This is a genomic window from Aliirhizobium smilacinae (assembly GCF_006335145.1).
Taxonomy (GTDB): Bacteria; Pseudomonadota; Alphaproteobacteria; order Rhizobiales; family Rhizobiaceae; genus Neorhizobium; species Neorhizobium smilacinae.
In genome coordinates this window covers 748,202-765,743 of sequence record NZ_VDMN01000002.1, presented here as the reverse complement: position 1 = coordinate 765,743, position 17,542 = coordinate 748,202, and the positions used below count along the sequence as shown (strand labels likewise).

The 17,542-nt window shown below is 61.5% G+C and carries 17 protein-coding genes; 3 read left to right on the top strand and 14 right to left on the bottom strand.

From position 1 onward, the window contains the following. Positions 1 to 30 precede the first annotated feature (30 nt). The 7 genes from FHP24_RS14270 to FHP24_RS14240 all read right to left on the bottom strand — a co-directional run bounded on the left by FHP24_RS14270 (position 31) and on the right by FHP24_RS14240 (position 6,672). Complete coding sequence (locus FHP24_RS14270) at positions 31 to 762, bottom strand: SDR family oxidoreductase (RefSeq protein ID WP_139676847.1); 732 nt, start codon at positions 760 to 762, stop codon at positions 31 to 33. Between the two features lie 12 nt (positions 763 to 774). Then, entirely contained in the window at positions 775 to 1,104 is a 330-nt protein-coding gene (locus tag FHP24_RS14265; protein ID WP_139676846.1) for an L-rhamnose mutarotase, read from the bottom strand. Between the two features lies 1 nt (position 1,105). Then, a complete protein-coding gene (locus tag FHP24_RS14260; protein WP_139676845.1) occupies positions 1,106 to 1,927 on the bottom strand; it encodes an amidohydrolase family protein in 822 nt (273 codons plus the stop codon). Positions 1,928 to 1,931: 4 nt separating this feature from the next. Continuing rightward, the gene (locus FHP24_RS14255) at positions 1,932 to 2,942 is read right to left on the bottom strand and encodes an aldo/keto reductase (protein WP_139676844.1); all 1,011 of its coding nucleotides are present in this window, start codon (positions 2,940 to 2,942) and stop codon (positions 1,932 to 1,934) included. Positions 2,943 to 3,011: 69 nt separating this feature from the next. Continuing rightward, positions 3,012 to 3,953, bottom strand: a complete 942-nt coding sequence (locus FHP24_RS14250; protein WP_139676843.1) for an ABC transporter substrate-binding protein — start codon at positions 3,951 to 3,953, stop codon at positions 3,012 to 3,014. Between the two features lie 104 nt (positions 3,954 to 4,057). Beyond that, positions 4,058 to 5,113 (bottom strand): ABC transporter permease, encoded by a 1,056-nt coding sequence (locus tag FHP24_RS14245; RefSeq protein ID WP_139676842.1) that lies wholly within the window; start codon positions 5,111 to 5,113, stop codon positions 4,058 to 4,060. Between the two features lie 5 nt (positions 5,114 to 5,118). Continuing rightward, on the bottom strand, positions 5,119 to 6,672 hold the full coding sequence (locus FHP24_RS14240; RefSeq protein WP_139676841.1) for a sugar ABC transporter ATP-binding protein: 1,554 nt from the start codon (positions 6,670 to 6,672) through the stop codon (positions 5,119 to 5,121). A gap of 165 nt (positions 6,673 to 6,837) precedes the next feature. Here FHP24_RS14240 and FHP24_RS14235 point away from each other — a divergent pair, with 165 nt between their 5' ends. Then, the gene (locus tag FHP24_RS14235; RefSeq protein ID WP_139676840.1) at positions 6,838 to 7,509 is read left to right on the top strand and encodes a FadR/GntR family transcriptional regulator; all 672 of its coding nucleotides are present in this window, start codon (positions 6,838 to 6,840) and stop codon (positions 7,507 to 7,509) included. Between the two features lie 7 nt (positions 7,510 to 7,516). Here FHP24_RS14235 and FHP24_RS14230 read toward each other — a convergent pair whose 3' ends face one another. Together FHP24_RS14230 and FHP24_RS14225 are read right to left on the bottom strand one after the other, a co-directional pair. Beyond that, complete coding sequence (locus tag FHP24_RS14230; protein WP_139676839.1) at positions 7,517 to 8,686, bottom strand: pyridoxal phosphate-dependent aminotransferase; 1,170 nt, start codon at positions 8,684 to 8,686, stop codon at positions 7,517 to 7,519. Positions 8,687 to 8,790: 104 nt separating this feature from the next. Further along, positions 8,791 to 9,228: an Lrp/AsnC family transcriptional regulator gene (locus FHP24_RS14225; protein WP_139676838.1), complete on the bottom strand. Its 438-nt coding sequence runs from the start codon at positions 9,226 to 9,228 to the stop codon at positions 8,791 to 8,793. A 116-nt stretch (positions 9,229 to 9,344) separates the two neighbouring features. Between FHP24_RS14225 and rocF the strand changes: the two genes are divergently transcribed. Then, positions 9,345 to 10,265 carry an arginase gene (gene rocF / locus FHP24_RS14220; protein WP_139676837.1) on the top strand — a complete coding sequence of 307 codons (921 nt, stop codon included), beginning with the start codon at positions 9,345 to 9,347 and terminating at the stop codon, positions 10,263 to 10,265. Then, positions 10,265 to 11,329, top strand: a complete 1,065-nt coding sequence (locus tag FHP24_RS14215; RefSeq protein WP_139676836.1) for an ornithine cyclodeaminase — start codon at positions 10,265 to 10,267, stop codon at positions 11,327 to 11,329. The genes rocF and FHP24_RS14215 overlap by 1 nt, the downstream gene beginning before the upstream one ends. A 2-nt stretch (positions 11,330 to 11,331) precedes the next feature. Here FHP24_RS14215 and FHP24_RS14210 read toward each other — a convergent pair whose 3' ends face one another. Genes FHP24_RS14210 through FHP24_RS14190 form a run of 5 tightly spaced genes read right to left on the bottom strand, consistent with a single transcriptional unit; the run spans position 11,332 to position 17,542 of the window. Further along, positions 11,332 to 12,621, bottom strand: coding sequence for an amidohydrolase family protein (locus tag FHP24_RS14210; RefSeq protein WP_139676835.1), 1,290 nt, complete (start codon positions 12,619 to 12,621; stop codon positions 11,332 to 11,334). Positions 12,622 to 12,644: 23 nt separating this feature from the next. After that, on the bottom strand, positions 12,645 to 13,589 hold the full coding sequence (locus tag FHP24_RS14205) for an ABC transporter permease (protein WP_139676834.1): 945 nt from the start codon (positions 13,587 to 13,589) through the stop codon (positions 12,645 to 12,647). Further along, positions 13,586 to 14,635 carry an ABC transporter permease gene (locus tag FHP24_RS14200; RefSeq protein WP_139676833.1) on the bottom strand — a complete coding sequence of 350 codons (1,050 nt, stop codon included), beginning with the start codon at positions 14,633 to 14,635 and terminating at the stop codon, positions 13,586 to 13,588. Before FHP24_RS14200 ends, FHP24_RS14205 begins: the two co-directional genes overlap by 4 nt. Then, positions 14,625 to 16,142 (bottom strand): ABC transporter ATP-binding protein, encoded by a 1,518-nt coding sequence (locus FHP24_RS14195; RefSeq protein WP_139676984.1) that lies wholly within the window; start codon positions 16,140 to 16,142, stop codon positions 14,625 to 14,627. The genes FHP24_RS14200 and FHP24_RS14195 overlap by 11 nt, the downstream gene beginning before the upstream one ends. Beyond that, on the bottom strand, positions 16,142 to 17,542 hold the full coding sequence (locus FHP24_RS14190) for an amidase (protein ID WP_139676832.1): 1,401 nt from the start codon (positions 17,540 to 17,542) through the stop codon (positions 16,142 to 16,144). Before FHP24_RS14190 ends, FHP24_RS14195 begins: the two co-directional genes overlap by 1 nt.

Below are 17,542 nucleotides of genomic sequence, written 5' to 3'. Positions count from 1 at the left end.
CAGTTCAAATCTTGCTGTTCAAAAAATGACTCAGATCGACCAGCCGCCGTCAATGCCGACGGCCTGACCGGTCGTGTAGGTAGCGCCGGCGAGATAGACCGCCAGTTCCGCGATCTCTTCCGGGCTGCCGAGACGACCCATAGGCTGGCGGGCGATGAAGGCCGCACGGGCTTCGTCATAATTGCCCTGGGCCCGCATGCGTTGCTCGAGCGAGGGGCTTTCCACCGTGCCGGGGCAAATCGCATTGCAGCGGATGCCGCGCGTCACATAGTCGGCAGCGATCGCCTTGGTCAGCCCGATCACGGCCGCTTTCGTCGTGCCATAGGCGCAACGGTTCGGCACGCCCTTGGAGCTCGATGCGATCGAGGCCATGTTGATGATCGTGCCATCGCCTCGCTCCAGCATGCCCGGCAGTACGGCCCTGATGGTGCGCACCATGGCGCGGACATTGAGATCGAAGGCGAAATCGAGATCCTTGTCCGTCATCTCCAGCACCGAGCCGCCATGTACGACGCCGGCGCAGTTGAACAGCACATCGACAGCACCGATGCGCTCGAAAAACGCCGTCACCGAGCCTGCATCAAGCACATCGAGCTTCGACGTTTCGATATTGGCCTCGCCCTTGAGTGACGCCAGAGCTTCGTCATTGATATCGGTCGCCCAGACCTTGGCACCGGCCGCTGCATAGGCCAGCGCACTTGCCCGACCTATTCCCTGACCGGCAGCGGTCACCACAACCACCTTGCCTCCTAGCTTAGTCATCTCTTCTCCCTTTCAGTCGAGATGGAACACCTCATCCATCGATGCCCACCATTCCCCATCCTTTCGCGTTGCGAAAGGCCTTTGGCAGGGAATGCAGTACGTCCACCATTCCTGGTTATTCTCACTGGCCTCCATCATCGCCATATCAGTAGCGAAATCAGTGCCATGGTATTCCCAGTAGCCGAACAGCAGGTTCTCCGGCTCGCGCAGGAAAATCGAATAATTCTTGATATTGCATCGCGATATAAGGTCGAGGATTTCCGGCCAGACTGCGGCATGCAGCGCCTTGTATTCCTCCACCTTTTCCGGCGCGAGGCCGATCACCATTCCCATTCTTTGCATTTCAGGCTCCCTGCAGGCCGTAGAAACGGCGGGCATTGCCGCCGAACACTGCATCATGATCGGCTTCGGGAACGATCTGCCGGCATTGCGTGATCCATCCGGCATAACTGCCGGCCAGATTGACGACAGGCCAGTCGCTGCCCCAGATCACCCGCTCGGCTCCGAACAGCTCAAGGATCGTCTCGATATAAGGCCGCAACGCCTCGGGTTTCTGGTCGCCCGCCTCCGTCAGCAGACCGGAGAGCTTGCAGGAAACATTGGGAAGCTCGGCAAGCCTCAGCATGCCATGCCGCCAGTCCCGGTAATGGCCCTCCGCAATCCGCGGCTTGGCACCATGATTGATGACGATCGGCAGGCCGGGATGACGGCGGGCAAAGGCGTGCAGCGCCGAAAGATGCGGTTCCAGAACCAGTGCGTCGAAAACCAGATGATGCGCCATCATCGCATCGACCGCCGGCTCCAGCGCCGGATCGTCGATCCAGTCAGGATCGGCGATGCCCTGCAGCATCGGCCGCAGTCCCTTGAGCTTGGGCGATCTGGCCAGTTCGGCAATCACATCGGGCGCATCAACCGCCTTCATCTCCACCCAGCCGACGACACCGAGAATGGTCTCGCTCTCCTCAGTCAGCTCCAGCATGAAACGGGTATCGTCAACGCTTGGCAACGACTGCACGAGGATCGTGCCGCCGACATCCGCGGCCTCGATCTCCGGTGCCAGATCTTGGGGCAGGAAATCGCGGTGGATGGCGGCGAGTTCCGGCGGCGGCCAGTCGCCCTTGCGGTCTTTCATCAGCCAGAAATGCTGGTGGGCATCGATGATCATCGGCTCAACCACCCGCAACCGGGGCATCGGCGGAAATCACCCCCTTGTCCTTCAGTCGTGTCCAGAAGGAAGCCGGGATTTCCTGCTCGAACCAGCCGACATTGGCCTTCATCTGCTCGCCGTTGCGGGCGCCCGACACGATGGTGACGACGGCCGGATGCAGCGCGGGGAAGGCGAGCGCCGCTGCCTGCATGGCAACACCTTCGGCCTCGCAGGCCGCTTCGATCTCGCCGACGCGGGCGAGAATATCGGCAGGCGCATCGGCATAGTTGAACTTGCGATTGCCCGCCAGAAGGCCGGAATTGAAGGCGCCGGCAACGACGATGCCGACACCCTGGCGATGGCAACGATCGAGAAGCGGCAGGCTTTCCTCATGTTCCAGCAGCGTATAGCGACCGGCGAGCATTGAGACGTCGATGTCGCATTCGTCCATCGCATCGGCAACCGCCTGCCATTCGTTGACGCCAAGCCCGATCGCCTTGACCATGCCGGACACACGCAACTCGCCGAGCGCTCGAAAACCGCCACCCTTGGTCAGCTGGTCCCAGTAGTGCTGGTGACGGTCGCCATGGGTGGCGCGGCCGATATCGTGGACATAGAGAATGTCGGGCTTGAACACACCGAGACGCTGACGGCTCGCCTCGAAGGAGCGCATGATCGCGTCATAGCTGTAATCGTAATGCGGCCGGAACGGCAGCGGTGCGACATAGGCGTCCTCTTCCGGCCCCACCGTTTCGTCCGGCACCATGATGCGTCCGACCTTGGTGCTGAGCACATAATCGTCCCGCTCGCGGTCCGTCACCATCGTGCCCAGACGGCGCTCCGAACGGGTATAACCGTAGAAAGGTGCCGTATCGAAATAGCGGATTCCGGCATCCCAGGCGGCCTCGAAGGCGCTCAAGGATTCCTGATAGGGGGTCAGCCGGTAGAGATTGCCCATCTGGGCGCAGCCGAGGCCCATCAGCGTGAATGAGACGTCGCGATCGCGCAGCCTGCGCCTGTCCGAAACCTTCATGATAGTATCAAATCCCGATCATTTTCGAAAAGGAGCGCGCGGGCGACAGCCACCCGCGCGCCGGTCTGCTTAATAGAGAACGTTCTTGGCTTCCGGTTTGTCGATATTGTCCTTGGTGACCACGACGACGCCCGTATCGACGGTCTTATCGACCTTCTGCTTGGCGAGGATGGAGGCCAGCGTCTGGATGCCCTTTTCGCCCATCTGGTAGGAGCCCTGGACGACGGTCGCGGTCAGCGTGCCGTCTTTCACGAATTCCTGCAGGTCCTGGTTTCCGTCGAAGCCGATCGCCACGATCTTGCCAGCCTTGCCGGCCTGCTTGATCGCCCGGCCCATGCCGATCGCCGTCGGCTCATTGGCACCGAAAATGCCCTTGAGGTCGCTATTGGCGGCCAGAACGTCGGTGGTCTGGTTGAGCGCGGTCGCCATCTGCGACTGCGAATAATAGGGACCGACGATCTCGAGCTTGGAATTGGCCTTGATGTAATCGGTAAAGCCACCGACGCGACCGATCTCGGAACCGGCACCGGCGACATAGGACATGACGGCGATCTTGCCGGTCGTGCCGACCTTCTCGATCAGCGCCTTGGCGGCCAGTTCACCGGCCTTGCGGTTGTCGGTGGCCAGGAACGACTGGTAATATTTGTCGGCGCCGCTGGCGAGCTGGCTGTCGATGATGACGACCGGAATGCGCGCTTCCCAGGCCTTTTTAACGGCCGGCACAAGCGCGTCCGGATCGGACGGCGCAAGCAGGATCGCCGAAACCTTACGGTTTACGGCGTTCTCGACCATGTTGACCTCGTCGGCGATGGCGGATTCGGCCGCAGGGCCCTGGAAGGTCATCGTATTGCCCTTGGCACTTCCTATCGCGGCCTCCGCGCCCTTCTGCACGTTCTGCCAGAAGGTCGAGTTGACCGTCTTGACGATGACGGCGATTTCGCCCGCCGATGCGGCGGATGCCCCGGCAAAGGCAAGTGCCGACGCCATCAGGACCGTTGCAAGTCTACGCATGTCTTTCCTCCTCGAATGACCCAAAAGGGTCCGTTTAAAGGGAAGGCTCCTCCCCTCCCCGTGGCTTCGTAAGTCAGGCACGGCCCCGGCCGATGCCTTTGTCTTCAGCGGCGGTTGCGCAACTGGTCGATCCAGACGGTGACCAGAATGACGAGGCCGATGATGATCTGCTGGGTGAAGGCGGATACGCCGTTCATATTCAAACCATTGCGCAATATGCCGATGACGAAGGCACCGATGATGGTGCCCGAGATCGTGCCCACACCGCCGATCAGCGACGTGCCGCCGATGACGGCACTGGCGATCGCATCAAGCTCGTAGGCGACACCTTCGTTCGGCTGGGCGGTGACGAGACGCGACATCAGCACGCAGCCGGTCAGCCCCGCAAGCGCGCCGGACACGACATAGGTAAAAGCGGTGACGCGGGACACGTTGACGCCGGAAAGTCTTGCGGCATCGGCATTCGAACCGATCGCGTAGATATAGCGGCCAAGCACCGTGCGGTTCAGCACGAAGGCGGCGATCAGGCCGATTACGATCATCAGCACGACCGGATAGGGAATGCCGGGAAAGGTGACGACCGGAAAACCCTGTTCGTCAATCGATTCAATGCGAAACAGCGATCCATTGCCAAGTTCGCCAAACGCCTCGCCAAGACCCGAGACTGCGCGTGCGCCGGTGATCTGCAAGGCAACACCACGGGCGATCAGCATCATGCCGAGCGTGGCGATGAAGGGCGGCAGCTTGAGCTGCGTCACCATCAGGCCGTTGATCAGCCCGCAGAGCGCGCCGGTCAGGATGCCGAGAAGCATGGCGATTGAGATCGGCAATTGCAGTTCCTTGACGGCAAGCGCCGCCACCACGCCGGCAAGCGCCAGAACCGAGCCGACCGACAGATCGATGCCGCCGGTGATGATGACGTAAGTTGCACCGATGCCCAGAAGTGCGATCGATGTCACCTGCAGGGCGATCGTCATGCCGTTGCCGACTGTCATGAAGGCGCTGCTGGTGGCCGAAAACACTGCCGCCAGCACAACGAGACTGCCGAGGGCTGCAAACTTCTGGATGATGTCCTTCTGCCGATCGCTGAGGCGGCGCCCCTGACCCGTCGGCTTCGGCACCGGCTGCTCTACCGGTTTTTCGCTGGTCATGTCGGCCATGCTCACTATTCCTTATCGCCGCGCCGGCCGCTGCCGGACGCGTAATGCATGATTTCTTCCTGGTTCGTGTCGCGGGTCGTAAGTGTCGCGGTGATGCGTCCGCCATGGAAAACGGCGATGCGGTCGGACATGCCGAGCACTTCCGGCAGTTCCGAACTGATCAGCACGATGCCGATGCCGCGGGCGGCAAGCTCGTCCATGATCTGGTAGATGGCGAATTTTGCACCGACATCGATGCCGCGCGTCGGCTCGTCGAAAAACATGATCCGCGGCTCGCGAAACAGCCATTTGCCGATGATGATCTTCTGCTGGTTGCCGCCAGACAATAGCCGCACCGGCTGGCTGAGGCTCGGCGTACGAATGTTCAAGAGATCGACATAACGCTGGCCGGCTTCGCGATGGCGCTTGCGATCGATGACGCCGAACCGGCTCGCGACCGCCGCCATGCGGGCCATGACCAGATTGGCATCGACCGGCATCTTGATCGCCAGCCCCTGCGCCTTGCGGTCTTCGGACAGATAGGCGATGCCCGCCTCAATGGCGCTGCGTGGGTCGCTGATCTTCAACTCATTGCCGTCGAGCGTGACCGTACCGGCATCGAGCGCGTCGGCACCGAAAATGGCGCGAGCGACCTCGGTGCGCCCGGCGCCCATCAATCCGGCAAAGCCTAAAATCTCGCCCCGGCGAATGTCGAAGCCGATATCGGTAAAGACGCCGCGTCTGGTCAGACCGGTTGCCGAGAAAATCACCTCTTCGCCGGGCTTGCGCGTCGGTTCGGGAAACTTGTCCTCCAGCGATCGGCCGACCATGCGCGCGACAATATCGTCGACCGTGAGATCCTCGAAATCGTCGGTCGAGATGTAACGACCGTCACGCAGCACGGTGACGCGATCGACGATCTCTGCCATCTCGTCCAGCCGGTGGGAGATATAGATGATGCCGGTGCCCTGGGCCTTCAGATCGCGGATCACCTTGAACAGGAGCTGCGCCTCCTGCTCGGTGAGCGACGAGGTCGGCTCGTCCATGATCAGCACGGTTGCATCAAGGGAAAGCGCCTTGGCGATCTCGACCATCTGGCACTGGGCGACAGACAAGGTGCGCACCTGTACGTTGGGGTCGATATCGACACCCAGCCGTGCCAGACAGCGGCGAGCATCGGCGATCAGCTTCTTGCGATCGACGAGAAAACCGTGGCGCGGCTCGCGGGCAAGATAGATGTTTTCCGCCACCGTCAGATGCGGGACGAGATTGAGTTCCTGGTGAATGATGGCAATGCCGGCGGCTTCCGACTGCAAGGTCGAAGCAAATTGCACGGTCTCGCCCTTGAAGGTGATCGAACCTGAATTCGGCTGATAGACGCCGCTGATGATCTTCATCAGCGTCGATTTTCCGGCGCCGTTTTCGCCGCAGACGGCATGCACTTCGCCGGCGCGCAGATCGAAACTGACGCCCGACAGCGCCTTGACGCCTGGAAACTCCTTCGACACGCCCTCCAGCTTCAACAGCACAGAAGGCACAGTCGTTCCAGCAGCACCAGCAGCTTGCGGCACTCCTCCCATCGCGATCTCCTCTTCGCGCAAGGGCTTCCCACGGCCCTTGTGTTTTATCAAAGACCGGCAAGCAGATTTGGTCAAGCCAATTTGAAGATTTTTCTTGCACCTTGCCAAAATTTGACGCCAACTGCCGGCAGAATGCTTACGAAATGCGCAATTGGCCTGACCTCAATGACGGATACACGACGCCTCTACCAACAGACCGCAGATCGCGTCCGGCAGCTTATTGCCAAGGGCGAGTATCAGGCGGGAGCCCGCCTGCCCGCCGAACGGGAGCTTGCCCAGCAGCTCGGCGTATCGCGCCCGTCGCTGCGCGAGGCGCTGATCGCACTGGAGATCGACGGTACGATCGAGATCCGCATGGGATCGGGCATCTATGTGCTGAACACGGCCAAACCGGCCGGCAACGGAAGGTCGCTGGGGGAAAGCCCGTCCGAATTGATGCAGGCGCGAGCGGTGATCGAAAGCGCGATCATTGTCCAGGCCGCCGCCGCCATCACGGATGCAACACTGGTCAAGCTGCGCGAGACACTTGAAGCGATGGCCGACGATATTGCCCATGCGCGAAAACCGCTGGAACAAGACCGGGCATTTCACCTGATCATCGCCGAAAGTACCGGCAATACGCTGTTGGTGGAAATCGTCGAAAACCTGTTCGACGAGCGTCACAGCCCGATGACCGCCGGCATCCGCGGGCATTTCGAGACAACGGAAAGCTGGACGTCAGCCTTGACGGAACATCGCGCCATACTGGCAGCTTTGGAAGCGCGCGACCCGCTGGCGGCACAGGCGGCGATGCATTCGCACCTTACCGCCTCCGGCCGCCGTTGGCTCGAAAATTGAGGCTGCATTACAGAGCGCGGATGTAGTTGCTCAGCCGCTCGGCCGCATCCTCGATCTGCTTCGGATCGCGCAGATAACAGGCACGCAGGAACGTCTGGCCACCCGGTCCGAACGCAGTACCCGGTGCCAGGCCGACACCCGTCGCATCGACGATCTTGAAGGCTTCAGCCCGCGCATCGGTGACGCCGTCAATCTTGAGGAAAGCATAAAGCGCGCCGGGCGGCCTTCCGGTCTCGACCCGGTTAGTCGCCACCAGCGCGTCACAGAGAATGTCGCGCGAGGTTCGCGCCCGCTCGATATTGGTGCGGATGAAATCGTCGCCGTAATCGAGAGCCGCAATCGCGCCCTTCTGCATGAATTGCGCCACACCGGAGGTGGAATACTGGATGAGATTGGTCAGCGTCTGGCCGATTTCGGCGGGCGCCACCATCCAGCCGACCCGCCAGCCGGTCATGCACCAGTTCTTCGAAAACGACTGGGCAAAGATGATCCGGTCTTCCGGCTCCATCACGTCCATGAAGGACGGCGCGCGGGCGCCATCGAAATAATAGAGGCCGTAGATTTCGTCGGCGATGATCCATAGGCCATGTTTACGAGCGAGATCGAGCACGGCGGCCAGATCGTCCTTCGTTGCCGTCCAGCCGGTCGGGTTGGATGGCGAATTGATGAAGAGCGCCTTGGTCTTTGGGGTGATCGCAGATGCCAGACGATCGATATCGATCTTCCATTGTCCGTCGATGAAATCGAGGAGGACGGGCTTCGGTGTCACCTCAGCCACAAGGGCAGCATTCATCGCATTCGGCCATGACGGCGAGAAATAGAGGATTTCGTCGCCGGCCGAGACCGAAGCCTGAAGCGCCAGCACGATCGACTGCATGCCCGATCCGGTGACATAGATATTATCGACCGAAAGGCTGGTGGCGTAGTGGCGCTGATAATAACGCAGGATCGCCTGGCGAAGCTCGGGTATCCCTTGTGTCCAGGTATAGAAGGTCTCGCCGGCGGCAAGCGCCTCTCCGGCCACCTTTGTGATGAAATCCGGCGTCGGCAGATCGCCTTCGCCGATCCAGAGCGGCATCAGGTTTTCGCGACCTCGCGCATAGGCGACGATTTCGCCAATACCGCTGCGAGGTGCTGCCGCGGCACGGGCGCTAATATCCGGTCTGATAAAGTTCATGAAGGGTGTCTCGACTTGAAGAAAATCAAATTGCAGGGCGCAAGGACTAAGCGTGTCGATTGTGGCCGTCAACGGCAGACCCGAAAGGTCTGACACGAAAATGCTCAGAGCCGCGCCCTTGTGCTGCGCGGGGTCGCCAGAAGCAGGTTCGTTTCGCTGGCGGTGATGCCCTGTACAAGCCGGATACGGCGCAGCACATTGTCGAAATCGGCAAGCGTCTGGGTTCCCAGTTCCACGACAAGATCCCAGCGGCCGTTCGTCGTATGGATTTCGGAGACCTCCGGAAACCCGCCAAGTGTCTGGATCACCCGGTCGGCTACCCTACCTTCGATCTCAACCATCATGATGCCGCGCACCGGAAGTTCCACGGCATCCGCCCTCAGGATCACCGTATAACCGAGAATATTGCCGCTCCGCTCCAGCTTTTCCATCCGCGCACGGACCGTCGCTCGCGATGTGCCGAGATCGGCCGCAAGATCGGATATGCTGCGGCGCGCGTCGTGACGCAAAAGCGTCACCAGCTTGTGGTCGAATTCATCCATGGACAGATTGATAAATCATGCTGCCAAAATGAAAAGCCATTTCATCAAATTTGGCAAATAGGTCTGTTCATTTCGCCATGAACCCATGATCTTTTTCAAGCAAATGGAGTAACAATATGCATTGCAGACTTATCGGCATCCCTCTTCAAGACGGCGCATCGCAGCTTGGTTGCGAAATGGGACCGAGCGCGTTTCGTGTCGCCGACCTCAAGGGTGCACTCGAGGGCCTCGGCCACGAGGTCACCGATATCGGCAATGTCGTGATCAGTGATCTGCCGGATGTCACCCATCCGAATGCCGCCGTGCGCAACCTGCCTCAGATTGCCGCCTGGACAAAACTTCTGACCGAGGTCGCCTATCGCGAAAGCGGGCAAGGCATGCCGATCTTCATGGGCGGCGATCATGCGCTGTCTGCCGGTACCGTTGCCGGCATTGCCCGGCGCGCATCCGAAACCGGACGCCCGCTTTTCGTGCTGTGGCTCGACGCGCATACCGATTTCCACACGCTCGATTCGACCACAAGCGGCAATCTTCACGGCCTGCCGGCCGCCTATTACACCGGCCGTCCGGGTTTCGACGGTTACCTGCCGCCGCTTTCCCATCCGGTCGATCCGGCCAATGTCTGCATGATCGGCATCCGCAGCGTCGATCCGGCCGAGCGGGATGCGTTGAAGGAAAACGCAGTCACCGTGCATGACATGCGCACGATCGACGAACATGGCGTCGCCGTGCTGCTGCGCCGTTTCATCGAGCGTGTCGAAGCGGCAAACGGCCTGCTGCATGTCAGCCTCGATGTCGATTTCCTCGACCCGTCGGTCGCGCCGGCCGTCGGCACCACCGTTCCGGGCGGCGCCACCTTCCGCGAAGCGCATCTGGTGATGGAAATGCTGCATGACAGCGGGCTGGTCACCAGCCTTGATCTCGTCGAGCTCAACCCCTTCCTCGACGAGCGCGGCCGCACCGCCACGCTTCTCGTCGATCTCACTGCAAGCCTGATGGGCCGCAAGGTCCTCGACCGACCGACAAGGAGCTATTGATGCCGGCTGAACAGAATCTCAACATCGTCCCCTTCATCAGTGTCGAGAACATGATGGATCTGGTGCTCTCCACCGGCACCGAGACCTTTTTGACCGAACTCGCCGCCTATGTGGAGGAGGACTTTCGTCGTTGGGAGCTGTTCGACAAGGTCGCGCGCATCGCCTCGCATTCCCGTGACGGGGTAATCGAGCTGATGCCGGCGAGCGACGGCACGCTCTACGCCTTCAAATACGTCAACGGGCATCCGAAAAACGCGAGGAGCGGTCGCCAGACAGTGACCGCCTTCGGCGTATTGTCGGATGTCGATAGCGGCTACCCCCTGCTTCTGTCGGAAATGACGATCCTGACCGCGCTCAGGACCGCGGCCACATCCGCCGTCGCGGCAAGGCATCTGGCGCCCAAGGGTGCAAGGACCATGGCATTGATCGGCAACGGTGCCCAGAGCGAGTTTCAGGCGCTGGCCTTCAAGTCGCTGCTCGGCATCGAGAACCTGAGGCTCTACGACATCGATCCTGACGCAACCGACCGGTGCCGCCGCAACCTCTCGCAGGTTGGCCTGAACATCACCGCCTGTCGCAGCGCCGAAGAAGCGGTCGAAGGTGCCGAGATCATCACCACCGCCACCGCCGACAAGCAGAATGCCACGATCCTCTCCGACAACATGATCGGCCCCGGCGTCCATATCAACGCCGTCGGCGGCGATTGCCCCGGCAAGACGGAACTTCACCGGGATATCCTCAAGCGCTCGTCGATCTTCGTCGAATATCCGCCGCAGACCCGCGTCGAGGGCGAGATCCAGCAGCTCGACCCCAATCATCCGGTGACCGAACTTTGGCAGGTCATCACCGGCCGAACTGACGGTCGGCAAGACGCGCGAGAAATCACCCTGTTCGACAGCGTCGGTTTCGCAACGGAAGATTTTTCAGCGCTTCGGTACGTCTATGACAAGCTGAAGGGGAGCACCCGGTTCGAAAAACTCGATCTGGTCGCAGATCCGGACGAACCGCGCGACCTGTTCGGGATGCTTTTGCGCCGCCAGGCGGCAGCGCTGCAACCCACCTGATTTCAGCCCCGCGTCGTGGGGTTGCGGCCGGCGTCGATCTGGCCCGGCCGGCCATCCAGCACGAGATGCGAGATCTTCGGCTCCGTGCGGGCGATCACCTTGCCGCGCCGGATGACCGCAAGCCGCGTCGGCTTCAGCCGCAATGCTTCCAGCACGTCTTCCGCCTGTAGCATCAGGAGGTCGGCATTGCAGCCGACCGACAGGCCGTAATTTTCAAGCCCCATCGTCTTTGCCGAATTCACCGTCAAGGCGTCAAAAATCTTCTTCTTGTCCTCGACACCAGACATCTGCGCCACATGGATGGCCATATGGCCGACTTCCAGCATGTCGCCCGAGCCCATCGAGTACCACGGGTCCATAACGCAGTCATGGCCGAAGGAGACGTTGAGGCCGGCTGACATCAACTCACGCACACGGGTCATGCCGCGCCGCTTCGGATAGGTGTCGTGGCGGCCCTGCAGCATGATGTTGATCAGCGGGTTAGGAATGACGTTGATCTGCGCTTCCGCCATCAGCGTGATCAGCTTCGAGACATAATAATTGTCCATCGAATGCATCGAGGTTAGGTGCGAACCGGCAACGCGTCCCTGCAGGCCGAAACGGACCGTCTGGGCAGACAGGGTCTCGATATGGCGCGACATCGGGTCGTCGGTTTCGTCGCAATGCATGTCGACCGGCAGGCCGCGATCGGCGGCGATGCGGCAGAGCGCTTCTACGGAGGCCGCACCATCCTGCATGGTCCGCTCGAAATGCGGAATGCCGCCGACGATATCGACGCCCATGTCGAGCGCCCGCTCCAGAGATTTTACGCCGTCGGCCGCGCGATAATATCCGTCCTGCGGGAAGGCGACCAGCTGCAGGTCGATATAGGGCGCAACGCGCTCCTTCACTTCCAGCATCGCTTCCGCCGTCACCAGCCGCGGATCGGACGTATCGACATGGGTGCGGATATGCAGAAGCCCCTGGGACACAGCGAGATCGCAATAGGCGAGCGCGCGTTCGACCAGCGCTTCCTTCGTCAGCTGCGGACGCAACTCGCCCCACAGCGCAATACCTTCCAGCAATGTGCCGGAGACGTTCATCCGCGGCAAGCCGAGCGACAGTGTGGCATCCATGTGGAAATGCGGATCGATGAAGGAGGTGCTTACCAACCGGTTCGTCGCATCGATGGTTTCCCGCGCCTCGCCTGCGATATTGGCTTCGATCGCGGCGATCTTGCCGGCCGAAACCGCGATATCGATGCCCTTGCGGCCATCCGGCAGGTTGGCATTTTTGATGATGAGATCAAACATGGAAGGCTCCTCGGAATAAAATGTCAGCGCTCGCCGCGCCGGTATGGCTGCATCAGCGCCTGCGGCACACGGGCACGCCGTGCCATGACAGCCAGTGCGACGATGGACAGAAGATAGGGAATCATCAGGAAAATCTGGTAGGGCACGACACCGTTCAGAACCGTTTGCAAACGCAACTGGAAGGCATCGAACAGCGCAAACAGGATCGCGCCGAGCAGCGCCCGCTCCGGCCTCCATGACGCGAAAACGACTAGCGCGATGCAGATCCAGCCGCGGCCCTGAACCATGGTCGGAAAGAAGCTGTTGAAGGCCGAAAGCGTCAGGAACGCGCCGCCGACGCCCATCAGCGCGCTTCCGGCGATGACTGCGCCGTAACGAACCGCCATCGGATTGACGCCCTGCGCCTCTGCCGCATGCGGGTTTTCGCCGGTCATGCGGATCGCCAGCCCGACCGGCGTGCGGGCGATCACATAGGCAAGCGCGATGGCAAGCCCGATCGCCAGATAGGTCGGCGCCGTCTGGTTGAAAAAGGCGGGGCCGAAAAAGGGAAGCGAGGACAGGCCGGGAATATCGAGCGGCTGAAACGGCGTGATCGTCGGCGGCGTGCCGGCAACCGGCACCATCAGCCGGAAGACGTAGTAGGCGAAGCTTGAGGCGAACAGCGTCACGCCGAGGCCGGACACATGTTGCGAGAGACCGAGCGTCACGGTCAGCGCGGAATGCAAAAGGCCGAACATCGCTCCACCGAGAGCCGCCGCCAATACGCCCACCCAGAGATCGGCACCGTTATAGACGGTCAGCCATCCGACCATTGCGCCGAAAGTCATGATGCCTTCGATGCCGAGGTTCAGCACGCCGGCGCGCTCGGACAAAAGCGCACCGATGGTGCCGAGAATGAGAGGCGTCGCGATACGCAGCACGGCAGCCCAGAGGCCGGCGGAAGCGAGGATATCGAAAAGCGCGCTCATCGGCGTATCCTGTATTGCGTGAAGAAGACCGCGACCAGCATGGAGAGAAGCGACAAGGCCACCGTCACATCGGCAATATAGGTCGGAATGCCCATGCTGCGGCTCATGCCGTCGGCACCGACGAACATCGTGGCCGTAAATAGCGCCGCCAGCACCACACCAAGCGGATTGAGGTTGGCCAGCATGGCAACAACGATGCCGGAATAACCGTAACCGGGCGAAAGATCGGTCGTCACGTATCCCTTGACGCCCAGAACCTCGATCGTGCCGGCAAGGCCCGCCAGACCACCCGAGATCATCGCGACGATCACCAGAGTGCGGCCGAGCGGCACGCCTGCAAAGACAGCCCCGGATGGGTTGAGGCCGGCCGCCCGCGACTGAACACCGAAGACGGTGCGCGTCTGGACGAAATAAATGAGAAAGGCGATCACCACGGCAATGCCAAGTCCGATATGCAGCCGCGAGCGGGCCAGCAGCTTGGGCAACCGGGCGGCGGCATCCACCGCTTCCGATTGCGGCCAGCCGAAGGCGGCCGGATCCTTCAACACGCCGTCGATCAGCATCGAGACGAACAGAAGTGCGACAAAATTCAGAAGCAGCGTCGTCACCACTTCATCGACCGAGAAGCGCAGACGCAACGACAGCGGCACCAGCAGCAGAACCATCCCGGCGACTGCGCCGACGGCGAAAAGCAGCGGGATTTGCAAAAGCGACGGCAGGCCCGCGAACAGATGCACACTTGCAGCAGACGCCGCGATGGCGCCGAGATAGAACTGCCCCTCGCCGCCAATATTCCACAGCCGCGCCCGGAAAGCGACGGCTGCGGCAAGGCCGGTCAGGATCAGCGGCGAGGCGCGCGTCAGAGTCTCGGTCGCAGACAAGCGCGATCCGAAGGCGCTGGTCAGGATTTTCCAATAGGCCTGGAAGACCGGCGCACCGGCAAGCGCTATCAGCACGCCGGCAATGGCAAGGGCTGCGACTACAGCCAGAATTGGTGTCGCGATCACCAGCAGCGTCGAGCGATGTTCACGCCTCTCAAACCGCATGGGTCGTGTCCTCCCATTCCCCGGCCATCATCAGGCCGAGCCTCTGCGCATCGACGTCCTCTGCATTGACGGAGGGCGACAGCCGGCCACCGACAATCGCCTGAATGCGATCGGCCAGCGCCATCACCTCATCGAGATCTTCGGAGATCAAAAGCACCGCCGTCCCCGCCCTGCGCGCCTCAAGAATACGTTCATGCACGGCCGCTACCGCACCCTCGTCCAGACCACGTGCCGGCTGGGCAGCAAGCAGGATTTTCGGGTGTTCGATCAGGTTTCGGCCAAGGATCAGCTTCTGCATGTTGCCGCCCGACAGGAGCCGTATACGGCTGGTCGGCGTTCCCCCGCGCACGTCAAAACCATCGATGATCTTTTGCGCAAAGCCGATGCCCGCCTTGCGATCGACCAGCCCGGCCTTGGAAAATTCCGGCAGCCGTTCCAGCACGGCATTTTCCCAGATCGCCATCTCGCCGATCGCCCCGTCACGGTTGCGATCCTCGGGAATACGGCCGATGCCATTCGCTACGGCATCCGCCACGGTCAGGTCACCGACGCCCTTGCCGAACAGGACGAGATCGCCGGCTGTCCGGCCGATCGTACCGCTGAGCAATTGCGCCAGCACCGCCTGGCCATTGCCGGATACGCCGATAATGCCCAGAACTTCCCCGGCCCGCAGGCGAAAATCGACGGCTTTCAGGCGATCCACGCCACCGGAACGGACGGTCACGCCGGCTGCTTCCAGCACGATCTCGCCGGGGGTAGAGGCTTCGCGCAACGGGCGCGTCACCTTGCGGCCGACCATAAGCTCGGCCAGTTCCGCCTTGCTGGTATCGCCCGCCCGGCGCTCGGCCACCAGCTTGCCACCGCGCAGCACGACGATCCGGTCGGCGGTCGCCATCACCTCGTCGAGCTTGTGGGAAATGAAGATCAGCGACAGGCCCTGGGCGGCCATATCCTTCAGCGTTGAAAACAGCGTCTCGGCTTCCAGCTTGGTCAAAACCGCCGTCGGTTCGTCGAGAACCAGAATGCGCGCATCGTTATAAAGCGCTTTCAGGATTTCCACGCGCTGCTGTTCGCCGACGGACAGATCACCGAGGCGGGCATCCGGATCGACCTTGAGGCCGAAACGCTGCGAGATCTCGACAAGCTTCTTGCGCCCGGCAGAGACATTCGAGCCGAGGGACCAGAGGTTTTCCGTGCCGGTCATGACGTTTTCGAGCACGGTGAGGTTCGGCGCCAGCGAAAAATGCTGATGCACCATGCCGATCCCGGCGCGGATCGCCGCGCGCGGTTTTCCCGGCGGCAACGCCTCGCCCATCACCGAAACTGAGCCGGTATCCGGCACGTAATGGCCGAACAGGATGCTCATCAGCGTCGTCTTGCCGGCGCCGTTTTCGCCCAGGAGCGCAACGATCTCGCCTTTCGCCAGCGACAGCGAAATATCGTCATTGGCGAGATTGTCGCCAAAACGCTTGCTGACGTTCGAAATGTCGAGAACGGTCTCAGTCATCATCCAAGGCCTGCAATGGGAAAACGGTGCGACCAGCGCTCTTCGCGCTCCAGCCTTGCGGCGAGCGCTAGAAGCAGAGCCTCCTGCCCCATAGGGGCAATGATCTGCACCGGCAAGGGCAGCCCGGTTTTATCCACGCCGAAAGGCAGGGTGATCGCCGGGAAACCCGATATGTTGGCCAGTGCCGCCAGCGGCGCAAACGAGCCCATGCGTGCAAAATGCAGGTCGGTATCGCGATGATCGGTCGGGAACGAGCCGATCGGCCTCGGCGCCGAGGTCAGCATCGGCGTCAGCAACACGTCGAAACGATCGAACAGCGCCCAAAGATCGCGGCTGACATAGACCATCGCCTGCACCAGATCCCAGACCTGGACGCCGCTCAATCGGCCACCTTCTTCGGCAACCGCCTGTGTCATCGGCTCCCACAACGAGGCATCGATATCCGGTACTTTTGCAAGGCTCGCAAGATTGATGGCAATCACATCGCGAAACGCCCTCCCCGCTGCCTCGACGATTGCGCTTATGTCGTCCCATGCGAGCGGGATGATCTCATGCCCCTGCGCCTCAAGAACGCGCGCCGCGTCTTCCACGGCGCCGGCGCGAAGCGGATCGATGGGAAACGCGGGGCCTAGATCGGTCAGCAGGCCAATCCGCATTTTTCCAGCGGGTGCTGGCGCCTGCTCGACCGGCGGATAAGGGCCGCTGGCAGAACCGGAAAGGATGGAAAAGGCCAGTTCCGCATCGCGCACCGAGCGACAAACGGCAAGTTCGCTGGCGATGCCGCCGAGATGATTGGTAAACAGCGGCCCGGCCGCCATCGCGCCGCGACCGGGTTTCAGCCCCACCAGACCGCAGCAGGCGGCAGGCACACGTATCGAACCGCCGGCATCGGTGGCATGGGCAATCGAAACGATACCGGCCGCAACCGCGGCAGCCGCACCGCCCGAGGAACCGCCAGACATCAGATTTGGATCGAGCGGGTTGCGCGAGATCGGCCCGATCGCCGGTTCACTCGCCAGCGAAAGCCCGAATTCCGGTGTCGTGGTGATCCCGAACAGGCAAAGTCCGGCGTTACGGAAACGGACGGCAAGGTCGGAATCGGCCGTTCCATCCTGCCTTGGAAGGGATTTCGACCCGGCGCCGACCGGAAACCCTTGGAAGGGACCACCGAGATCCTTGGCAAGCGTCGGCACGCCACCGAAGGGCATCGACTTCCGCTGATCTACCGGCAGCGCGTCAAACGCATCTGCCGATGCTAATCCCAGTTCGGCATCGAGATAACATAGAGCGCCGAGCGCCTGATATTTTTCAGCAGCGGCAAGCGATCTCTCCATCGCCTGCCGCGCCGTCATCTGTCCGCGGCCGATCGCTTCGGCAAGAGCTGTCGCGTCGGCCTGCAT

What these genes read in the sequence shown, in the direction of transcription:
- rocF (WP_139676837.1), top strand. Translation starts at nt 9,345, where the DNA reads ATGCATTGCAGACTTATCGGCATCCCTCTTCAAGACGGCGCATCGCAG.
- FHP24_RS14210 (WP_139676835.1), bottom strand. Translation starts at nt 12,621, where the DNA reads ATGTTTGATCTCATCATCAAAAATGCCAACCTGCCGGATGGCCGCAAG.
- FHP24_RS14190 (WP_139676832.1), bottom strand. Translation starts at nt 17,542, where the DNA reads ATGCAGGCCGACGCGACAGCTCTTGCCGAAGCGATCGGCCGCGGACAG.
- FHP24_RS14200 (WP_139676833.1), bottom strand. Translation starts at nt 14,635, where the DNA reads ATGCGGTTTGAGAGGCGTGAACATCGCTCGACGCTGCTGGTGATCGCG.
- FHP24_RS14265 (WP_139676846.1), bottom strand. Translation starts at nt 1,104, where the DNA reads ATGCAAAGAATGGGAATGGTGATCGGCCTCGCGCCGGAAAAGGTGGAG.
- FHP24_RS14235 (WP_139676840.1), top strand. Translation starts at nt 6,838, where the DNA reads ATGACGGATACACGACGCCTCTACCAACAGACCGCAGATCGCGTCCGG.
- FHP24_RS14255 (WP_139676844.1), bottom strand. Translation starts at nt 2,942, where the DNA reads ATGAAGGTTTCGGACAGGCGCAGGCTGCGCGATCGCGACGTCTCATTC.
- FHP24_RS14225 (WP_139676838.1), bottom strand. Translation starts at nt 9,228, where the DNA reads ATGGATGAATTCGACCACAAGCTGGTGACGCTTTTGCGTCACGACGCG.
- FHP24_RS14245 (WP_139676842.1), bottom strand. Translation starts at nt 5,113, where the DNA reads ATGGCCGACATGACCAGCGAAAAACCGGTAGAGCAGCCGGTGCCGAAG.
- FHP24_RS14230 (WP_139676839.1), bottom strand. Translation starts at nt 8,686, where the DNA reads ATGAACTTTATCAGACCGGATATTAGCGCCCGTGCCGCGGCAGCACCT.
- FHP24_RS14240 (WP_139676841.1), bottom strand. Translation starts at nt 6,672, where the DNA reads ATGGGAGGAGTGCCGCAAGCTGCTGGTGCTGCTGGAACGACTGTGCCT.
- FHP24_RS14205 (WP_139676834.1), bottom strand. Translation starts at nt 13,589, where the DNA reads ATGAGCGCGCTTTTCGATATCCTCGCTTCCGCCGGCCTCTGGGCTGCC.
- FHP24_RS14195 (WP_139676984.1), bottom strand. Translation starts at nt 16,142, where the DNA reads ATGACTGAGACCGTTCTCGACATTTCGAACGTCAGCAAGCGTTTTGGC.
- FHP24_RS14270 (WP_139676847.1), bottom strand. Translation starts at nt 762, where the DNA reads ATGACTAAGCTAGGAGGCAAGGTGGTTGTGGTGACCGCTGCCGGTCAG.
- FHP24_RS14260 (WP_139676845.1), bottom strand. Translation starts at nt 1,927, where the DNA reads ATGATCATCGATGCCCACCAGCATTTCTGGCTGATGAAAGACCGCAAG.
- FHP24_RS14215 (WP_139676836.1), top strand. Translation starts at nt 10,265, where the DNA reads ATGCCGGCTGAACAGAATCTCAACATCGTCCCCTTCATCAGTGTCGAG.
- FHP24_RS14250 (WP_139676843.1), bottom strand. Translation starts at nt 3,953, where the DNA reads ATGCGTAGACTTGCAACGGTCCTGATGGCGTCGGCACTTGCCTTTGCC.